The sequence below is a fragment of the candidate division KSB1 bacterium genome (genome assembly GCA_022562085.1).
GTDB lineage: Bacteria > Zhuqueibacterota > Zhuqueibacteria > Oceanimicrobiales > Oceanimicrobiaceae > Oceanimicrobium.
Genome location: JADFPY010000088.1, coordinates 1 through 14,165, shown reverse-complemented (window position 1 = coordinate 14,165; position 14,165 = coordinate 1). Strand labels below are relative to the sequence as shown.

Here is a 14,165-nt window from a genome sequence, read left to right as displayed (position 1 = left end):
TTATTGTTCCCCCATGACTACTTTCGGTATTAAAACATTCTCAGGAACTGTTGAGCCATTGAACTATCAAGAAAATAAACAATATAGAGGAGATCTAATCTTACAGTTTCAATAAAGTATTGTAAAATTTTCAATTAGTGGATTGTCCTTTCAGAGAGTCAATGTAGTTGTAGAACATAAATAAATAGAGTAATCATGTCTTTTTTGAGAAGCTCTCAAGGGGGAAGAAATTAATCCATCAAAATCGTTTGTTCTCTCCCCGAGCCTACCGAAATAATCGAAATACCCGTTTGAGTTAGATTCCGAATTGCTTCGAGGTAGGATTTAGCGTTGGCGGGTAAATCCTGGTAGGAACGGATTTCGGAGGTCGGCTGCTGCCAGCCGGGGAAGCTTTCATAAACCGGCTCACAGTTTTCCAGAATGCGCATTTCACTGGGAAAAGTCGTGATGGTTTTCCCCTCGTATTTGTAAGCCACACAAATTTTAATTTCTTCCAGAGAGTCCAGGACATCGAGTTTGGTTAAGGCAAAAGAGTCGAGGCCATTGACCTGAACCGCGAAGTTCGCAATCACCGCGTCAAACCAGCCACAGCGTCGAGGGCGACCGGTCGTGGCGCCATACTCGCCGCCTAAATCACGTAAGTCAAAATCTTCTTCATCACCGATCTCAGTCGGGAAGGGCCCCATTCCGACCCGGGTTGTGTAGGCCTTAATGACCCCTAAAACACTTTCTATTTTTGTTGGGCCGATGCCGACGCCTGCACAGGCTCCGCCGCTGGTAGGATTGGATGAGGTGACATAAGGGTAGGTGCCAAAATCGATATCGAGCAAAGTACCCTGCGCGCCTTCCAGCAAAATTTGTTTGCCGTCTTTGAGAGACTCGTTGAGAAAAGTCGAGACGTCTTTGATGTAGGGATCGATCTTCTTATCAAACTCCAGATATTCATTGATAATTTCATCCACGTCTATCTCTTTTTCTTCATAAATTTTTTTCAGGATTTCGTTCTTCTCTTTGATATTTGTGCGCAGTTTATTTTTCAAGGTATCTCTGTCCAGCAAATCGACGATTCTGATTCCCATGCGATTGACTTTATCGACGTAAGCGGGGCCGATGCCGCGGCCCGTCGTACCGATTTTGCGCTCAGCGTCTTTCGATTCTTTCGCCTGGTCTAAGAGTTTATGATAAGGCATAATCAAATGTGCGCGGTGACTGATCCACAAACGGCCGTCCACCGAGATGCCTTTTGATTTTAAAAACTCAATTTCCTCCAACAAAGCGAGGGGGTCGATAACCACACCGTTTCCGATGACACACACGGTATTTTCGTGTAAAATACCGGAGGGCACGAGATGCAGAATATATTGCTCGCCATCAATAACGATGGTGTGCCCGGCGTTGGCTCCGCCCTGGTATCGCGCCACAATATCCACCTGCTCGCTTAGCAAATCAACAATTTTCCCTTTGCCCTCGTCACCCCATTGGGCGCCAACGATGATTTTGACGGACATGGTTTTCCTATTTATTAGTCATTTTGAACCTGTCGTCTGCGCCAAGGCAGGCTCCGCGTGTGAAATCTTTACGAAGGCGCTCGGCATGACACAGCCGGGGAGACACAAAAAACTCCGACAAAGTTTGCCGGAGTTTAAAAGTTTTCTAAAAGTTTTTATATAAGAATCAGCTAAAGCTTTCTATGGCCTGATCGATTGTGTCAAAGGTCTCAAAAACAGTTAGCAGTTTCGTAATCATCAGCAGGCTTTGAATCCGGTCGGTTATGTCGGCAAGTTTCAGGTCGCCGCCGCTGTTGCGCATGGTAGTCAAGCCGCCGATGAGAATGCCAAGGCCGGAGCTGTTCATCCAATTTACGCCTTTAAGATTGGCGACAATTTTGGTCTTGCCCGCTTCGATTAATTCATGCAGCTTGTCGTTCAACAAAGTGGCGTCCGGGCCGCCCATTATTTTTCCGGACAACTCTAAAATAACAACGCCAGCGGATTCTGACTCGGTCATTTTCATAAAACTTCCTCCCTCGATGTTGAGGACGATTAAATCAATTAAGCTCTTTTCGGTATGGGTCTACCCAATTTACCCAGAGCCTTACTTTTCTTTTCTTGACTTCTCAATTCCCAATCAATCACAATGGGGCTGGCCACAAAAATTGAGCTGTACGTTCCGATTATCACGCCTATGATGAGAGCAAAAGCAAAATTGTGAATCACACTGCCGCCAAAAAAGTACAGGATTAAAACCACAATTAAAGTCGTTAGAGATGTTATAATCGTACGGGTCAGGGACTGGTTCAGGCTCGTGTTCACAATCGATTCATAAGTTTCTCTTCTCAATACTTTCAAATTCTCTCGAATTCTATCAAAAACTACAATAGTGTCATTAAGCGAATATCCAACGATGGTTAAGAAAGCCGCAATAATCGGTAGTGATATTTCCAACTGCAAAATTGAAAAAACACCAAGGGTTATGATCACATCATGGAATAGTGCAACAATCGCTCCCACTGCAAATTTAAACTCAAAACGCCAGGTGATGTAAATTAGCATGCCCACTAAGGCAATAAGAATCGATGTAATGGTTTTGGTTCTTAGCTCTGCACCGATTTTGGGCCCAACGCTGTCTTTTGAGCGCTCGACGTATGGATTGTCCGGGAAGACTTTGGATAACTCGGCCTTAATTGCATCGGTTATCCCTGCTCCGGAAGTTTCCTGCTCCTGAACCCGGATGAGGATATCCGCAGAATCTCCGAAGTTTTTTATTTCGGCGTTGCCTATGCCAAGGCTGGCAATCGCCGATCTCACATCTCCAATTGGAACGCCTTTTTCAAATCGCAGCCTTAAAGAAGTTCCGCCGGTGAAATCAATACCGAGCTTAGGTCCGCCTTGAATAATTAATGAGCCCACTCCTATCAATATTAATGCAATGGAAAAAATCCGGGCTATTTTTCTTTTGCCGATAAAATTAAAATTCGAATTTACCAAAAACTGCATGCTATCTCCTGAGAGTTAAATACTGAGTTTTGACAGACTAAACTTGTTTGTAAAATAATCAAATATAACTCGCGTAACCACAATCGCTGTGAACATACTGACTAAAATTCCGATGGACAAAGTTAAAGCAAATCCTCGAATTGGCCCGGTTCCGAATTGATATAAAACCAAAGCGGTTAGCAGGGTTGTAAGATTCGCATCTATAATTGTTTTAAACGCACGTGCATAACCATTGTCAATGGCCGCGCGGATGGTTTTGCCGCTCCTGAGCTCTTCACGGATTCTTTCAAAAATCAGCACGTTTGCATCCACGGCTATACCAATAGTTAAAATAATGCCTGCAACTCCGGGTAAAGTTAAGGTGGCATGAAAACCAGCCAAGACCGCCATAATAACAGTCAGGTTCATTAACAATGCGAAATCTGCGACTAAACCGGACAGACGGTAATAAATCGCCATGAAAATGATAACGATAGTAAAACCAACAAGCGCAGAAGTGGTGCCGCTCGTAATCGAGTCTTGACCAAGCGATGGGCCAACGGTGCGCTCTTCGATGACTTCAATTGGGGCAGGTAAAGCTCCTGCGCGCAGGACGATCGCTAAATCATTCGCCTCCTCGATATTGGCCATCCCGGTAATTCGAGCCCGGCCATTGGGGATTTTGCTCTCAATATTGGGAATTGAAACAATCTTTCCATCCAGAACAATGGCCAGCCGCTTGCCAATATTGGCGCCGGTAACTTTTGCAAAAATCCGCGCGCCTTCACTATTGAAATCCATGCTGACTTCAGATTGACCTGCCGAGAATTGGCTGCCTATCTGCACCTGGGCATCCTCAATCATTGAGCCTTTGACTTCGGCGTTTTTTTTCAGCATAAACATCCGGTAAAAATTGTTCTCACCGATTTGGAGAGATTTTGCGCTAAACAGAAATTCGCCGTCTTTTGGAATCACTTTTTGAACTTCGGGTGAGTTAAGAATGCGTTCCACGGTCCGGACGTTCTTGACCGGCACACCGATATCTCCGCCGATGTTTGCCAACAGCGCGTCAAAAGGCCGATCTTGAAAAATCCTTTCATCAACGACAACGGTAGAGTCGCCGCCTGAATTCTCAGTGTCCGACGATTCATCCACGATTGAAGCGCCGGCCGCGCCGAACAAATCATCAATCCTGCGTTCGGTATCTTGTCTAACTTTTTGTTGTACCGGTATTGAGTCGCCTTCAGCTTCCTCCTGACCCCCGCCAGCCATTTGCCGTTTCATAGCACGATTGATTTGACTTAAAACAGCGCTGACGATATCTGCTTCCGTCTCCAATTGAAACTTAAGCTGGGCGGTGGTTCCGATGAGATTCTTGGCCCGCTCGACGTCTTGAATACCTGCCAATTCGATAACAATTCTCCGATCGCCCTGTTTGGTAATTGAAGGCTCCGAAACACCGAATTGATCGATGCGTTTATCCAGAACTGATAGCGTCCGGTTTATGGCATCTTCTGCTTCCTCTTTCAACTCGCTGACAATATCTTCGTTTGAATCCCGTGATCGGCCAAAATACCGGCTCAACCGTAAGTTGTCTTCCCGGCAAACTTCCAAGAGTGCCGCAAAGAAGTCTTCATTGGTTTCTCTGGTACGGGCAACTGTTTTCTTAATGCCTGAATCGAGATCCGAATCCCTTTCTTGGGCAAGAGTTTCCAACATTTTTGGCAAGTCAACCTCATAAACCAGGTAAGTTCCCCCTTGCAAGTCAAGACCAAGTTTAATCGACTTCGGTTCATTCTCTTCTATCTTTTCATTGACCTTGATGAGAGAAATGACGTCTTCGAGGAGGGTATCAACACTATTTCCGTTTGTACTTTTAAACGTATTGCGAACTTGCAGTTCAAGGTTTCCCGAGGAGAGAGCTGCTTTAATATCGTTGCGGTTTAAGCTTGTGTTTTCTTCAATTGCGGCATAGAAATTGTCGGCTTCCTGTTTTTGCTGATTCAACATATAAGTCGGCGTCAATACGATAACCGACCATATCAGTGCCGTCAATATGATTAAAGTTTTAAAAAGATTTTTGCGACGCATTAATCATTAACCTCCGAATAAAACATGAATAGGCAAGCGTAATTGTATGATTTTTTTAAAAAGTAAGCCGGAGCTCGGCCCTTTTACCCCAAACACCCCCCTCAATCCCCCCTCGAGGGGGGACTAAAGGGGGGTGTTCCCCTCGAGAGGGGATCAAGGGGGGTGTTTTTTGATTCATCCATCAGCCGTTTTACAACTTCTTGAACGACCTTTTTGAGCATAGACGGATTGGCATTTGACCCTAATTGCTGCCACGCCTCATCGCTGATTTGCCGGATTTTTTCTTCCGTGATTTCCATATATATGGCCTACATTTGCGAACGTTGAATATAATTGATTTTTCAACAATTTGCAAGTAGAATTTCATCTGGAGATGCCGCTACTTAAAACAACGAACTTCTAATGTATGCGCAGATCTCAGGGGAAAAAATAAAAAAACACCGCAGATTTTTGACTAAGTATACGATTCTTGGAAATTATAAAATGAGTATATTGTAGCCAAGCAATCCGGCAATGACGAGCATAAATACTCCGGGGAGTATAAAAATTTTAGAACGATCCTCTGAAACTGCACCGAGCTTTTTCAGCCCGACTTTGGGAAATGAGAGGTATATAACAGCTTTTAACACCTGTGACCATCCGAAAAGAGTGAGTACTAGAGGAATGCCAGTCCAGACAGGGTGAAACGCAACTATAATCGAACCCATACCCAAACTCAAGAAAGCGACCACAAACACACCCGGCTCTTCCCTGGAGCGGAGCCAAATAAAAAACCTTGCCCAGGTGCGGTGTGCCAAAATATGCGAGATTCCCATCGTTCCAAGGTTTATTATTGCAAAAACCTCTACGGCAGTTTCAATTTCCATAGATATGGTTGGTTTAGTAGTAGTGTTTTTATTGCTCCGACCAGACAGCCAATTCGTTGCCGCTGGGATCGGTAAAGTGAAAACGTCTTCCTCCCGGGAAATCAAATATGTCTACCACGATTGTCCCTCCGGCTTTCTTAATCTCAGTCTCTACGTTTTTCAGTTCAGTGGCGTAGAACACCACCAGCGGGCCGCCTCTTTGTACACTCGACTCTTTGCGAAATCCGCCGTCGAGGCGCCCATCGTTAAAAGCTACGTAGTCCGGTCCATAATCTACAAACTTCCAGCCGAAAACCTCACCATAAAATCGTTTCGATTCGGCCATGTCGGTAACCGGGATTTCAATATAATCTATCCGCTTATTTTTTTCATTTTGAGCCATTTGTTACCTCAAAGGTTTGGTTAAGGTTTTCGTTTAGCCGTTTCTATCCACTCTCTGGCCAAATTATGATAGAGAGCATATGCATCCCAGACGTTCTCTGCCCATTCTTTGACCAATTTGGCATGTTCTGTTCCATCCCCGGCATTCACCACGCGCGAGATTGTCAGGCTGCCGACGTTATCAAGCAGTTTGGGTTTTTCTATCTGCTTTTTTCCATTCAGCCACTGCTGCAATATCCTGAGCAAATTGCGGTCATTATCATATTCTATGGCGCAGCACATGCCGGTTAAATGCGCTGCAAAAGATTTCGCAGAGATCATGTAGGGATCCGGATGCTGCAGGGAATAGGCGTCGACGGTCAAGCGATGAAATTTTGCATAACGGAAATCTGAGAATTCCCTGGCTATGATTATATCAAAAATTTCCTTACATTTTTGATTTGATTTAAATCCGCAGGAACAAAACATAACTAACCTGGTTAATTCATGAATTTCTATTTGAGGCAAGAACTTCAATATTGTCATTGCCCGAGTAGCCGGACATCACTACCTAGCACTAAGTTATTAATTTGCAATGGATTCCTGCCTTCAGGCTGTTGTAATTAAGAATTTGGCCACGGATGAACACTGATAAACACGGATTTGTTAAAAAAAGTATGAAAAGGTTCCAGTTTACCAAGAAATCTGTGACAATCCGTGTCTATCTGTGGCTCAAAAACATAATCTGCAACATCTGCTTCCAGGAGAATGATGATTTTACAGTTTGTGAATAATGCAAGCTAATTTTTAATTAACGATTTATCACGCTAAATCTGATTCCAGGCCCAAATTCCGTACTGAATGTCCTTGGGTATTTTATGCCCGCATTGTTTCAGGGTTAACAGAATATTGCCGCGATGGTGCGACTCGTGGGAAATCATATATCCCAGAAAGGGGATAACACCTCTTTTGAATCCCTTTATTTTTCCGCCATCGTCGATTCCGTTCTCAATCATTTTCGCAATCGCAGCTCCGGATTCGTTTAGCCTTTTCTTGAGCAATGCCTTGTCGATGGTGCCTGTTGTGTCAATCTTAGACTGCCCTTGCAACAGTTCTTTGTCAACCTTTTCCAACCTCCAGAGTCTTAGGTTATGCAAATGAGTAAATTGCTTTGCCGGGGTTCCTCCACCGCGCTTTGACAAAGTACAATGGAGCCCTTCATCACTGATAGCATCAATGAGCATGAGATGGACTCTGTTGTTGATGTGCCAGGTTTCGATTATTTGTGCTTTCATAACCAAACAAATGAACTTTTGAAAATCAATACTCCGGTATAGGTTGTCCATCAATCCATGGCGCACCGGCAGCTTTTAAGGCATCCTCAATTTTAGGCAGCTCCATGTTGATAATATTTTCCAGATTTTTCTTTAATTCCTTAAATTCCGTAGCCGCAATTTCCAGGCTGCGTTTTTGCATCGGGGTCGGGCCGTAAGTTGAATTAAATGAATTAGCCGCATTCAGCCGACGTGCAATTGTCGGGTTATTTTTTTCACCGATTTCCCGCTTGGAACGGTTGCCATTCAACTGCTCATCAAGCGTCAGTAAGCTTTGTTTAATCCGGTGCAACTCGCTATCCAGTTTTCCGGGAGCCGATGTTGTGCGAATTAAAGCCTTTTGTAGTAACGTTACTCTTTTTATTGCCTTATCCAACACTCGAGAGGCAGCAGAAGTAGACTTTTTAAGCCGTGCTGTCTCCTTCCACCAGGCGGCGGTTTCTTTTGGGTCTGCGCCTGCCAAAGCCCCTTCATACATCCGCTCAACAGTAAAAGGTACCGGTTCAGACAAATCAGTGCTGTTGCCATCGACCTGCTTTGACAGGGTAACGGTGTAATTACCCGGAGCAACCATGGCGCCGGTAAAATCGCCGCTTAAGTCTGCTTCGCTGCTGACAGCATCTGTAGGTGGAAAGCGTAGATCCCAGGCAATGCGCTGAAAACCCGCCTTATTTTCACCCTTTAATCGCCTGATTATACTCCCTTCGTTGTCTTTTACAGTTAACCAGATCTGCGGGTCTTCCTGTCTTCTTTCAGCTTCTACTTTGTCCCAGCCGGGAAAGGTAACCGGTTGTTTGTCCTCAGTCTGTTTTTTTTCTTTCTCCTTGCGCAGGGCCTTTGGGGTTTTTATTTCGTCTTTCAGATAATAGGTGAACACAGCGCCATAAGGCGGGTTTGGGGCGGTAAAATGGGATGCCCCGCCAATAACTCCAAGTCGACGCTGGATATACCACCAGGTTTTACGAACAGGGAATAGGGTAGCTTCCTGGTTTAATTGCTGTTCGGAAACATGGCGTAAAACGCTGTAGTCATCGAAAATATAAAAACCGCGGCCAAAGGATGCGCAAACCAGGTCATTTTCTCGACGCTGAATGGCGAGGTCGCGGAATGAAATTGTCGGGACGCCGCCGGTGAGTTTTATCCATTTTGTACCGCCGTCAATCGTAAAGTAAATACCAAACTCGGTAGCGGCAAATAACAGATTCGAATTGACGTGATCCTGCACCAAACGCCAAACCAGAGTACGATCCGGAATGTTGCCTTTAATGGAGCGCCAGCTTTTTCCGCGATCCCTGCTTTTTAACAAATAAGGATTCAGGTCGCCAAATTTATGATTATCAAGCGCAATATAAACGGTATTGACATCGAATAAATCGGCTTTGACATCATTGACAAAGGCCGTTGCGGGAACATTCGGTAAGTCACCCACATTAATTCGGCGCCAGTTTTGGCCCCCGTCTCCGGTCACATGAATGAGGCCGTCGTCGTTGCCGGCGTAGATCAAACCTTCCTGTAAGGGTGACTCAGCCAGTGAAGTGATGGTATTGTAGTTGGACATGGCACTGACGTCCCAAGGGGCATCCCAGCTCCAGGTCTGCTCCATAATGGGGAGTGTAACTCGTTCCTGATTGCGGGTCAGGTCGTCCGAGATCGGGGTCCAGCTGTCACCGCGATTATCGGAACGCCAGACCCGTTGTGAAGCAAAATATATGCGTGTCGGCGAGTGGGGACTGACCAGAATCGGGGAATCCCAGTTAAACCGTTCATAGCTTTCACCGGCCTCAGGTTGCGGCTGTATTGAAAGAATCTCGCCGGTGGTGACGTCAATGCGTGACAGAAAGCCTTGCTGGGATTCCGAATAAACAATATTGGGATTCCCGGGTTCGGTTGCCGGCTGGTGGCCATCGCCGCCCAGGGTCCGATACCAGTCAGAGTTTCGAATACCTAACGAATGAACGGTGCGGGAGGGACCACCCTGGGTTGAATTATCCTGGGTGCCGCCGTAAATATTGTAAAAGGGCTCTGCGTCGTCCAGGGCAACTTTATAAAATTGCGTGACCGGCAGGTTGGCAACATAGCGCCAGTTTTCGGCGAGGTCAAAACTCTCGAAGAGTCCGCCATCTGTACCTACCAACAAATAATCCGGATCATCGGACCGGAAAGCTAAAGCATGGTTATCCCCATGTTTAAATTGTTCTTTCATGCGGGTAAAAGTTTTGCCGCCGTCATTTGAGATTTGCATGCGCGAATCCACCAGGTAAAGCCGATCAAATTGATGCGGGCTGGCGTAGAGCTCCTGATAATAATGCGGGCCGGTAGCGCCGGAAACCGCATCGGATTGTTTTGTCCATGAAACGCCGCGATTGGCAGAGCGGTACACACCGCCGGTGCGGCGATCCAGTTCGATGGCCGCATAGAGCACGTCTGGATTTTGCGGCGAAATTGCCAAACCTATTTTACCCATATTTGACTCGGGTAAACCGTTGCTGAGCTTTTCCCAGGTTTCGCCGCCGTCGCCGGAACGGTGAATGCCTGATCCCGGGCCTCCTCCCATGTATGCGGCAACGTTACGGTGACGCTGCCAGGTCGCAGCGTACAACTGATCCGGTTTTCGCGGATCGATTAAGATATCCGTCACACCCGTCCATTCATCATCGCCTAAGACTTTTTTCCATTTTTTGCCGCCATCGGTAGTTTTATATAGCCCGCGTTCCCCCCCTTTTGACCACAGCGGTCCCTGGGCCGCAACCCACAAAATATCGGAGTTTTCGGGATGGACGATGATTTTTGAAATGTGATGGGTTTCTTTTAAGCCCATATTTTCCCAACTGGCGCCGCCGTCCGCGCTGCGGTAAATTCCATCGCCATAGCCGACATGACGGCCGCCAACATTTTCCCCTGTACCAACCCAAATGACAGTGTGCTCATTGGGATCGATGCTGACACAGCCAACGGAGTAGGACGGCTGATCGTCGAAGATCGGCTGCCAGGTGGTGCTGGCATTATTGGTTTTCCAGACACCGCCTGAGCCCACAGCAACATACCACTGACTGGGATCGCTGGGATTGATGGCGATATCAGCGATTCGCCCGGACATGAAAGCCGGTCCGATACCGCGTAGTTTTAATCCGGCAAATGTCGTGTCTGATAGCAGACCATCGTCTTTCTTGTCCGCGGAAAATCCGTACGAAGAGACAAACACACAAAAAACCAAAATGCAAAACCTGGTCACTTTAGCCATGACTTTTGCTCCTTAAGAAATTATGGATAATGTAAAACTTTGCCAAGGTTCTGAACCTTCGCAAGGTTGTGTTAACTATATTTGTGGATAGATTTATATCGAAACGAATTCTAACGAAATTTGTTACGACTAAGAAGACGGTCTTTGGGTTCTATTTAATCGCCAGCATTTTCCTTGTTTTCACAAAGCCATTTACATTCAACCGGTACAGGAATACTCCGCTCGATACCCTTTGACCATCTTTGTGTGTGCCGTCCCACTTTGTAGAGTAATTATACTAGAGCGATTTTTCGCTGGGTCCGACGCCATAAAAGACTTTGCTCCGGAATGAACCACTGCAGTGGAAATGTTAACGCTGTCTACGGGCACCCAGCCACTAAAGTCATTCTCAAAACCTCCGTTTTGAATGATGTTTTGGCTCAGCCAGACATTTTGAAGAACCAAAATAGCAAACAATGCGACCATTCCAATCGTTTTCATTTCATCTTCTCTTTTCAAATTAGTTCGACCTCTTTTAAAACTCTCATTAAATTCGCTCATAAATCGCTGATTGCTGTGGTTGCAGCAATCATTGCATGATCATTTGCCAACTTAATTGTGCAAATTTATTTTGAAAGAGTCAAGATATGATTGGAAGTAGCTTTAGTTATTTAAGTTCACAATACAGTAAGGAGGAAACCGGCTGGATGATGGATTTTTTTCCTGGGATAAAGGCGGTCTTGCAGATGGAGAGATAGTCGTCCTTGACGATTTCTTTCCGTGTAAATGAATAATGAGAAGCAGAAAACAGGCAGGTTGATTTGGCACTGTGAACCGGGGCTATGGGCTCAGGGCAGGCTCCGTGATGAACCTCAACCCTGAGCCAAAAAGCTGAGAGTTATCGAAACTCAAAATGACGTGAACTCTGCAGCTCGGAAAGCCGTTTTAAATACACCCTTCAAACGGGTCGGCTCAACGCTGTGGTTAATTCTTGGTAAGAAAAATTTTGAGTACTTGACCCGGATAGATGATGTCGGGATCTTCGATAGCATCCTGATTCGCCAAGAAAATATCTTTGAATTTCATGGGATCCCCGTAAAACCTGTTGGCAATTATAGAGAGCGATTCTCCCTTTTTCACCCTGTAAAAGACAGGCATCCCTTTTTGGATCTTAACCAGCAGCTTCTGACCTGCATAAATCTTTTCCGGATTTTGAATAACATCGTGATTGTCTTGTGCAATTCTTGCATAGGCCATGGGATCCCCGTAAAAGATTGCGGCAATTTTAGACAGCCAGTCATTAGGCTGCACTGTATAAACCCAACTTTCAATTTCAGCACCCCGATGAACCACGGTTTCCCTTGTTGTCTCCGGCTCAGGCAGAATATCATCCTCCAGGGTCATGGCATTTTCTTCCACTTTGGAAGCCTGTTCTTGCTCCATTAATGACAGCAAGGTTTGCATATTCAATTCCTGATCAGTCGATTCAACAATGCCCTCTATTTCTTCTTCAACATTGGCTTCGGCAACTTCAAAATAAAAAGGGTCGAATTCAGGAACCGTGATGTACGGTTCACCCTGGTTTGAGTGGCGATTAAAGTGATAAATAAAGCCCAGACCCAGGTTAAGAAAACCATCTGTGCGCCATCCAGAGAGCCCACCATCGAAACCATCGCCGCTGGTATAACGAAAATCTGCTGTGACATTTACAGCGAGAGAGGTTGAAGCGAAAAATTCCGTGCCTGCGCCTAAAGCTGCGTAACCATCCCAGAAACGTCCGCTATTGTCTGAAAAGTTAAGTGCTCCAAGCCCAACGTATATGAAAGGCTGGTAAATTTGAGATGTAAGAAATGTATAGCCTGCTTTGACACCAAAGTTCAGCATATCGGTATCCAGGGTGGTGCCATTTATTTGGGTCGAAAGTCTAAGCAATCCCAATTCAGACTCTAAGAAAAGGGCAGGTTTTAAACGATACCGCAAAAGCAAATTCCCACCGCTTAGCCCTAAACTACCGCTTCGTGTGTCGCCATAAAGTTTATGCGCGTTTATGTTTAATCCCAGTCCGAGTTTATCTTTTATTCCGCCAAACAAGTGACTGACAGTCATTGCGGCGACCAAAAAAATAAACATAGAAATCCGTTTCATTACGTAACCTCATTTTAAGTAAACAACATTCATTTCGACGCAATTGATTATCGACATCGATGTTGAATACTTAAAAGAAGGACTATGTTATGAAAAAATCTTAAAAAAAATAATCTTGCAGGAGGGGGGCGTGAAGCTGCTATGCCTTCAATTCAAGGAGATCCCGTTTATTCCATATAAATCCCGGTGGCGCCACAAGAACCCAGCGTTTTCCACCGCCCAGCGGGGTATCTTCGACAAGATTGAAGCGAAGCTTCTTTGTGTAAAAGTCAATGGTGTCTTTTATAGTCCCGAACGAGCAGAGTTATGTAGCCGATTGTTTGCTTCATTATTTTATGTTTTTTGGAGTACATTGAATGCGTCAAAATGTGTTAAATAAAGGACTCAATCCAGAATTCTTTGCATGATATGCACGTCCAGTCGTTTACCAAACTTGCGGCCAACTTCCCTTAGCGTTCCAACGTGCGTAAATCCAAAGCTCTCGTTTAAGTGTATGCTCGCATCGCTTCCTTCGGCCACCTTCGCGATCACTGAGTGAAACCCCAAGCGACGGGCTTCATCGATGATGGCTTTCTTGAGTGCTCGACCGATACCCTTGGCCCGGTGTTCTTGTTTTACATAGAACGACGTTTCTGCTGTTTCGCCTCCGCCGGTTCTAACGGTATACCGTCATTTGAATGGATTTAAAGTGTCTCCACCTACACACTAAGCGCCTCGTACTCTAGATATTAACAACGGTGGCAAGCTCCCTGAACCGGCACAGCCCGTTCGCCCAACGCATTTGCTCCGGGGTGCGGCAATCCGGTTCGAGTAAACGCGCTGCAGCCACCAGGATGCAAATACAGCGTGCCCGGCTGGTAGCCACGTTGAGGCGGTTCGGACTATACAAGAAACCCATGCCTCGCGGAGCATCTTCCGCCGATGAGCTTGCCATCGAGTAAATAACTACGGGCGCTTCCTGGCCCTGAAATTTATCGACCGTACCGACCCTGATTTCAGGCAAGCGGTTTTGCAGGGCGCCAACCTGCGCGTTATAAGGCGCGACGATCAGGATGTCTTTTGTGCCAAGTGTTTTAATTCGCCCGTTTTCGTTCGTCCATTCAATAGCGGGTTTGAGCAAGTCTGCAACAATCCGTGCGACTGTTTCGACCTCTTCGGGAGAATTATTCTGGTT

The 14,165-nt window shown here is 45.7% G+C and carries 12 protein-coding genes and 1 pseudogene; all 13 read right to left on the bottom strand.

Annotated elements, in window-relative coordinates; all coding sequences use genetic code 11:
* Positions 1-230: 230 nt before the first annotated feature.
* Positions 231-1,508: an adenylosuccinate synthase gene (locus IH879_09665; protein ID MCH7675202.1), complete on the bottom strand. Its 1,278-nt coding sequence runs from the start codon at positions 1,506-1,508 to the stop codon at positions 231-233.
* A gap of 166 nt (positions 1,509-1,674) precedes the next feature.
* A complete protein-coding gene (locus tag IH879_09660) occupies positions 1,675-2,013 on the bottom strand; it encodes an STAS domain-containing protein (GenBank protein MCH7675201.1) in 339 nt (112 codons plus the stop codon).
* 38 nt (positions 2,014-2,051) lie between these two features.
* Complete coding sequence (gene secF, locus IH879_09655) at positions 2,052-2,996, bottom strand: protein translocase subunit SecF (protein ID MCH7675200.1); 945 nt, start codon at positions 2,994-2,996, stop codon at positions 2,052-2,054.
* A gap of 15 nt (positions 2,997-3,011) precedes the next feature.
* Positions 3,012-5,066: a protein translocase subunit SecD gene (secD, locus tag IH879_09650; protein ID MCH7675199.1), complete on the bottom strand. Its 2,055-nt coding sequence runs from the start codon at positions 5,064-5,066 to the stop codon at positions 3,012-3,014.
* Between the two features lie 476 nt (positions 5,067-5,542).
* Positions 5,543-5,932, bottom strand: a complete 390-nt coding sequence (locus IH879_09645; protein MCH7675198.1) for a hypothetical protein — start codon at positions 5,930-5,932, stop codon at positions 5,543-5,545.
* 28 nt (positions 5,933-5,960) lie between these two features.
* Complete coding sequence (locus IH879_09640) at positions 5,961-6,314, bottom strand: VOC family protein (protein MCH7675197.1); 354 nt, start codon at positions 6,312-6,314, stop codon at positions 5,961-5,963.
* Between the two features lie 20 nt (positions 6,315-6,334).
* The gene (locus IH879_09635) at positions 6,335-6,781 is read right to left on the bottom strand and encodes a hypothetical protein (GenBank protein MCH7675196.1); all 447 of its coding nucleotides are present in this window, start codon (positions 6,779-6,781) and stop codon (positions 6,335-6,337) included.
* 338 nt (positions 6,782-7,119) lie between these two features.
* A complete protein-coding gene (locus IH879_09630; protein MCH7675195.1) occupies positions 7,120-7,587 on the bottom strand; it encodes a hypothetical protein in 468 nt (155 codons plus the stop codon).
* Positions 7,588-7,612: 25 nt separating this feature from the next.
* Positions 7,613-10,867 carry a glycosyl hydrolase gene (locus IH879_09625; protein MCH7675194.1) on the bottom strand — a complete coding sequence of 1,085 codons (3,255 nt, stop codon included), beginning with the start codon at positions 10,865-10,867 and terminating at the stop codon, positions 7,613-7,615.
* 198 nt (positions 10,868-11,065) lie between these two features.
* A complete protein-coding gene (locus IH879_09620) occupies positions 11,066-11,347 on the bottom strand; it encodes a hypothetical protein (GenBank protein MCH7675193.1) in 282 nt (93 codons plus the stop codon).
* A 483-nt stretch (positions 11,348-11,830) separates the two neighbouring features.
* A complete protein-coding gene (locus tag IH879_09615; GenBank protein ID MCH7675192.1) occupies positions 11,831-12,991 on the bottom strand; it encodes a LysM peptidoglycan-binding domain-containing protein in 1,161 nt (386 codons plus the stop codon).
* A gap of 384 nt (positions 12,992-13,375) precedes the next feature.
* Positions 13,376-13,630: pseudogene (locus IH879_09610) on the bottom strand (N-acetyltransferase).
* An 82-nt stretch (positions 13,631-13,712) separates the two neighbouring features.
* Positions 13,713-14,165, bottom strand: a 453-nt coding sequence (locus IH879_09605; protein ID MCH7675191.1) for a nuclease, incomplete at its 5' end; no start/stop codon positions are given.

Excerpts from the sequence above, each read along its gene's own strand:
- IH879_09665 (MCH7675202.1), bottom strand. The coding sequence starts at position 1,508 with ATGTCCGTCAAAATCATCGTTGGCGCCCAATGGGGTGACGAGGGCAAA.
- IH879_09660 (MCH7675201.1), bottom strand. The coding sequence starts at position 2,013 with ATGAAAATGACCGAGTCAGAATCCGCTGGCGTTGTTATTTTAGAGTTG.
- secF (MCH7675200.1), bottom strand. The coding sequence starts at position 2,996 with ATGCAGTTTTTGGTAAATTCGAATTTTAATTTTATCGGCAAAAGAAAA.
- secD (MCH7675199.1), bottom strand. The coding sequence starts at position 5,066 with ATGCGTCGCAAAAATCTTTTTAAAACTTTAATCATATTGACGGCACTG.
- IH879_09645 (MCH7675198.1), bottom strand. The coding sequence starts at position 5,932 with ATGGAAATTGAAACTGCCGTAGAGGTTTTTGCAATAATAAACCTTGGA.
- IH879_09640 (MCH7675197.1), bottom strand. The coding sequence starts at position 6,314 with ATGGCTCAAAATGAAAAAAATAAGCGGATAGATTATATTGAAATCCCG.
- IH879_09635 (MCH7675196.1), bottom strand. The coding sequence starts at position 6,781 with ATGTTTTGTTCCTGCGGATTTAAATCAAATCAAAAATGTAAGGAAATT.
- IH879_09630 (MCH7675195.1), bottom strand. The coding sequence starts at position 7,587 with ATGAAAGCACAAATAATCGAAACCTGGCACATCAACAACAGAGTCCAT.
- IH879_09625 (MCH7675194.1), bottom strand. The coding sequence starts at position 10,867 with ATGGCTAAAGTGACCAGGTTTTGCATTTTGGTTTTTTGTGTGTTTGTC.
- IH879_09620 (MCH7675193.1), bottom strand. The coding sequence starts at position 11,347 with ATGAAAACGATTGGAATGGTCGCATTGTTTGCTATTTTGGTTCTTCAA.
- IH879_09615 (MCH7675192.1), bottom strand. The coding sequence starts at position 12,991 with ATGAAACGGATTTCTATGTTTATTTTTTTGGTCGCCGCAATGACTGTC.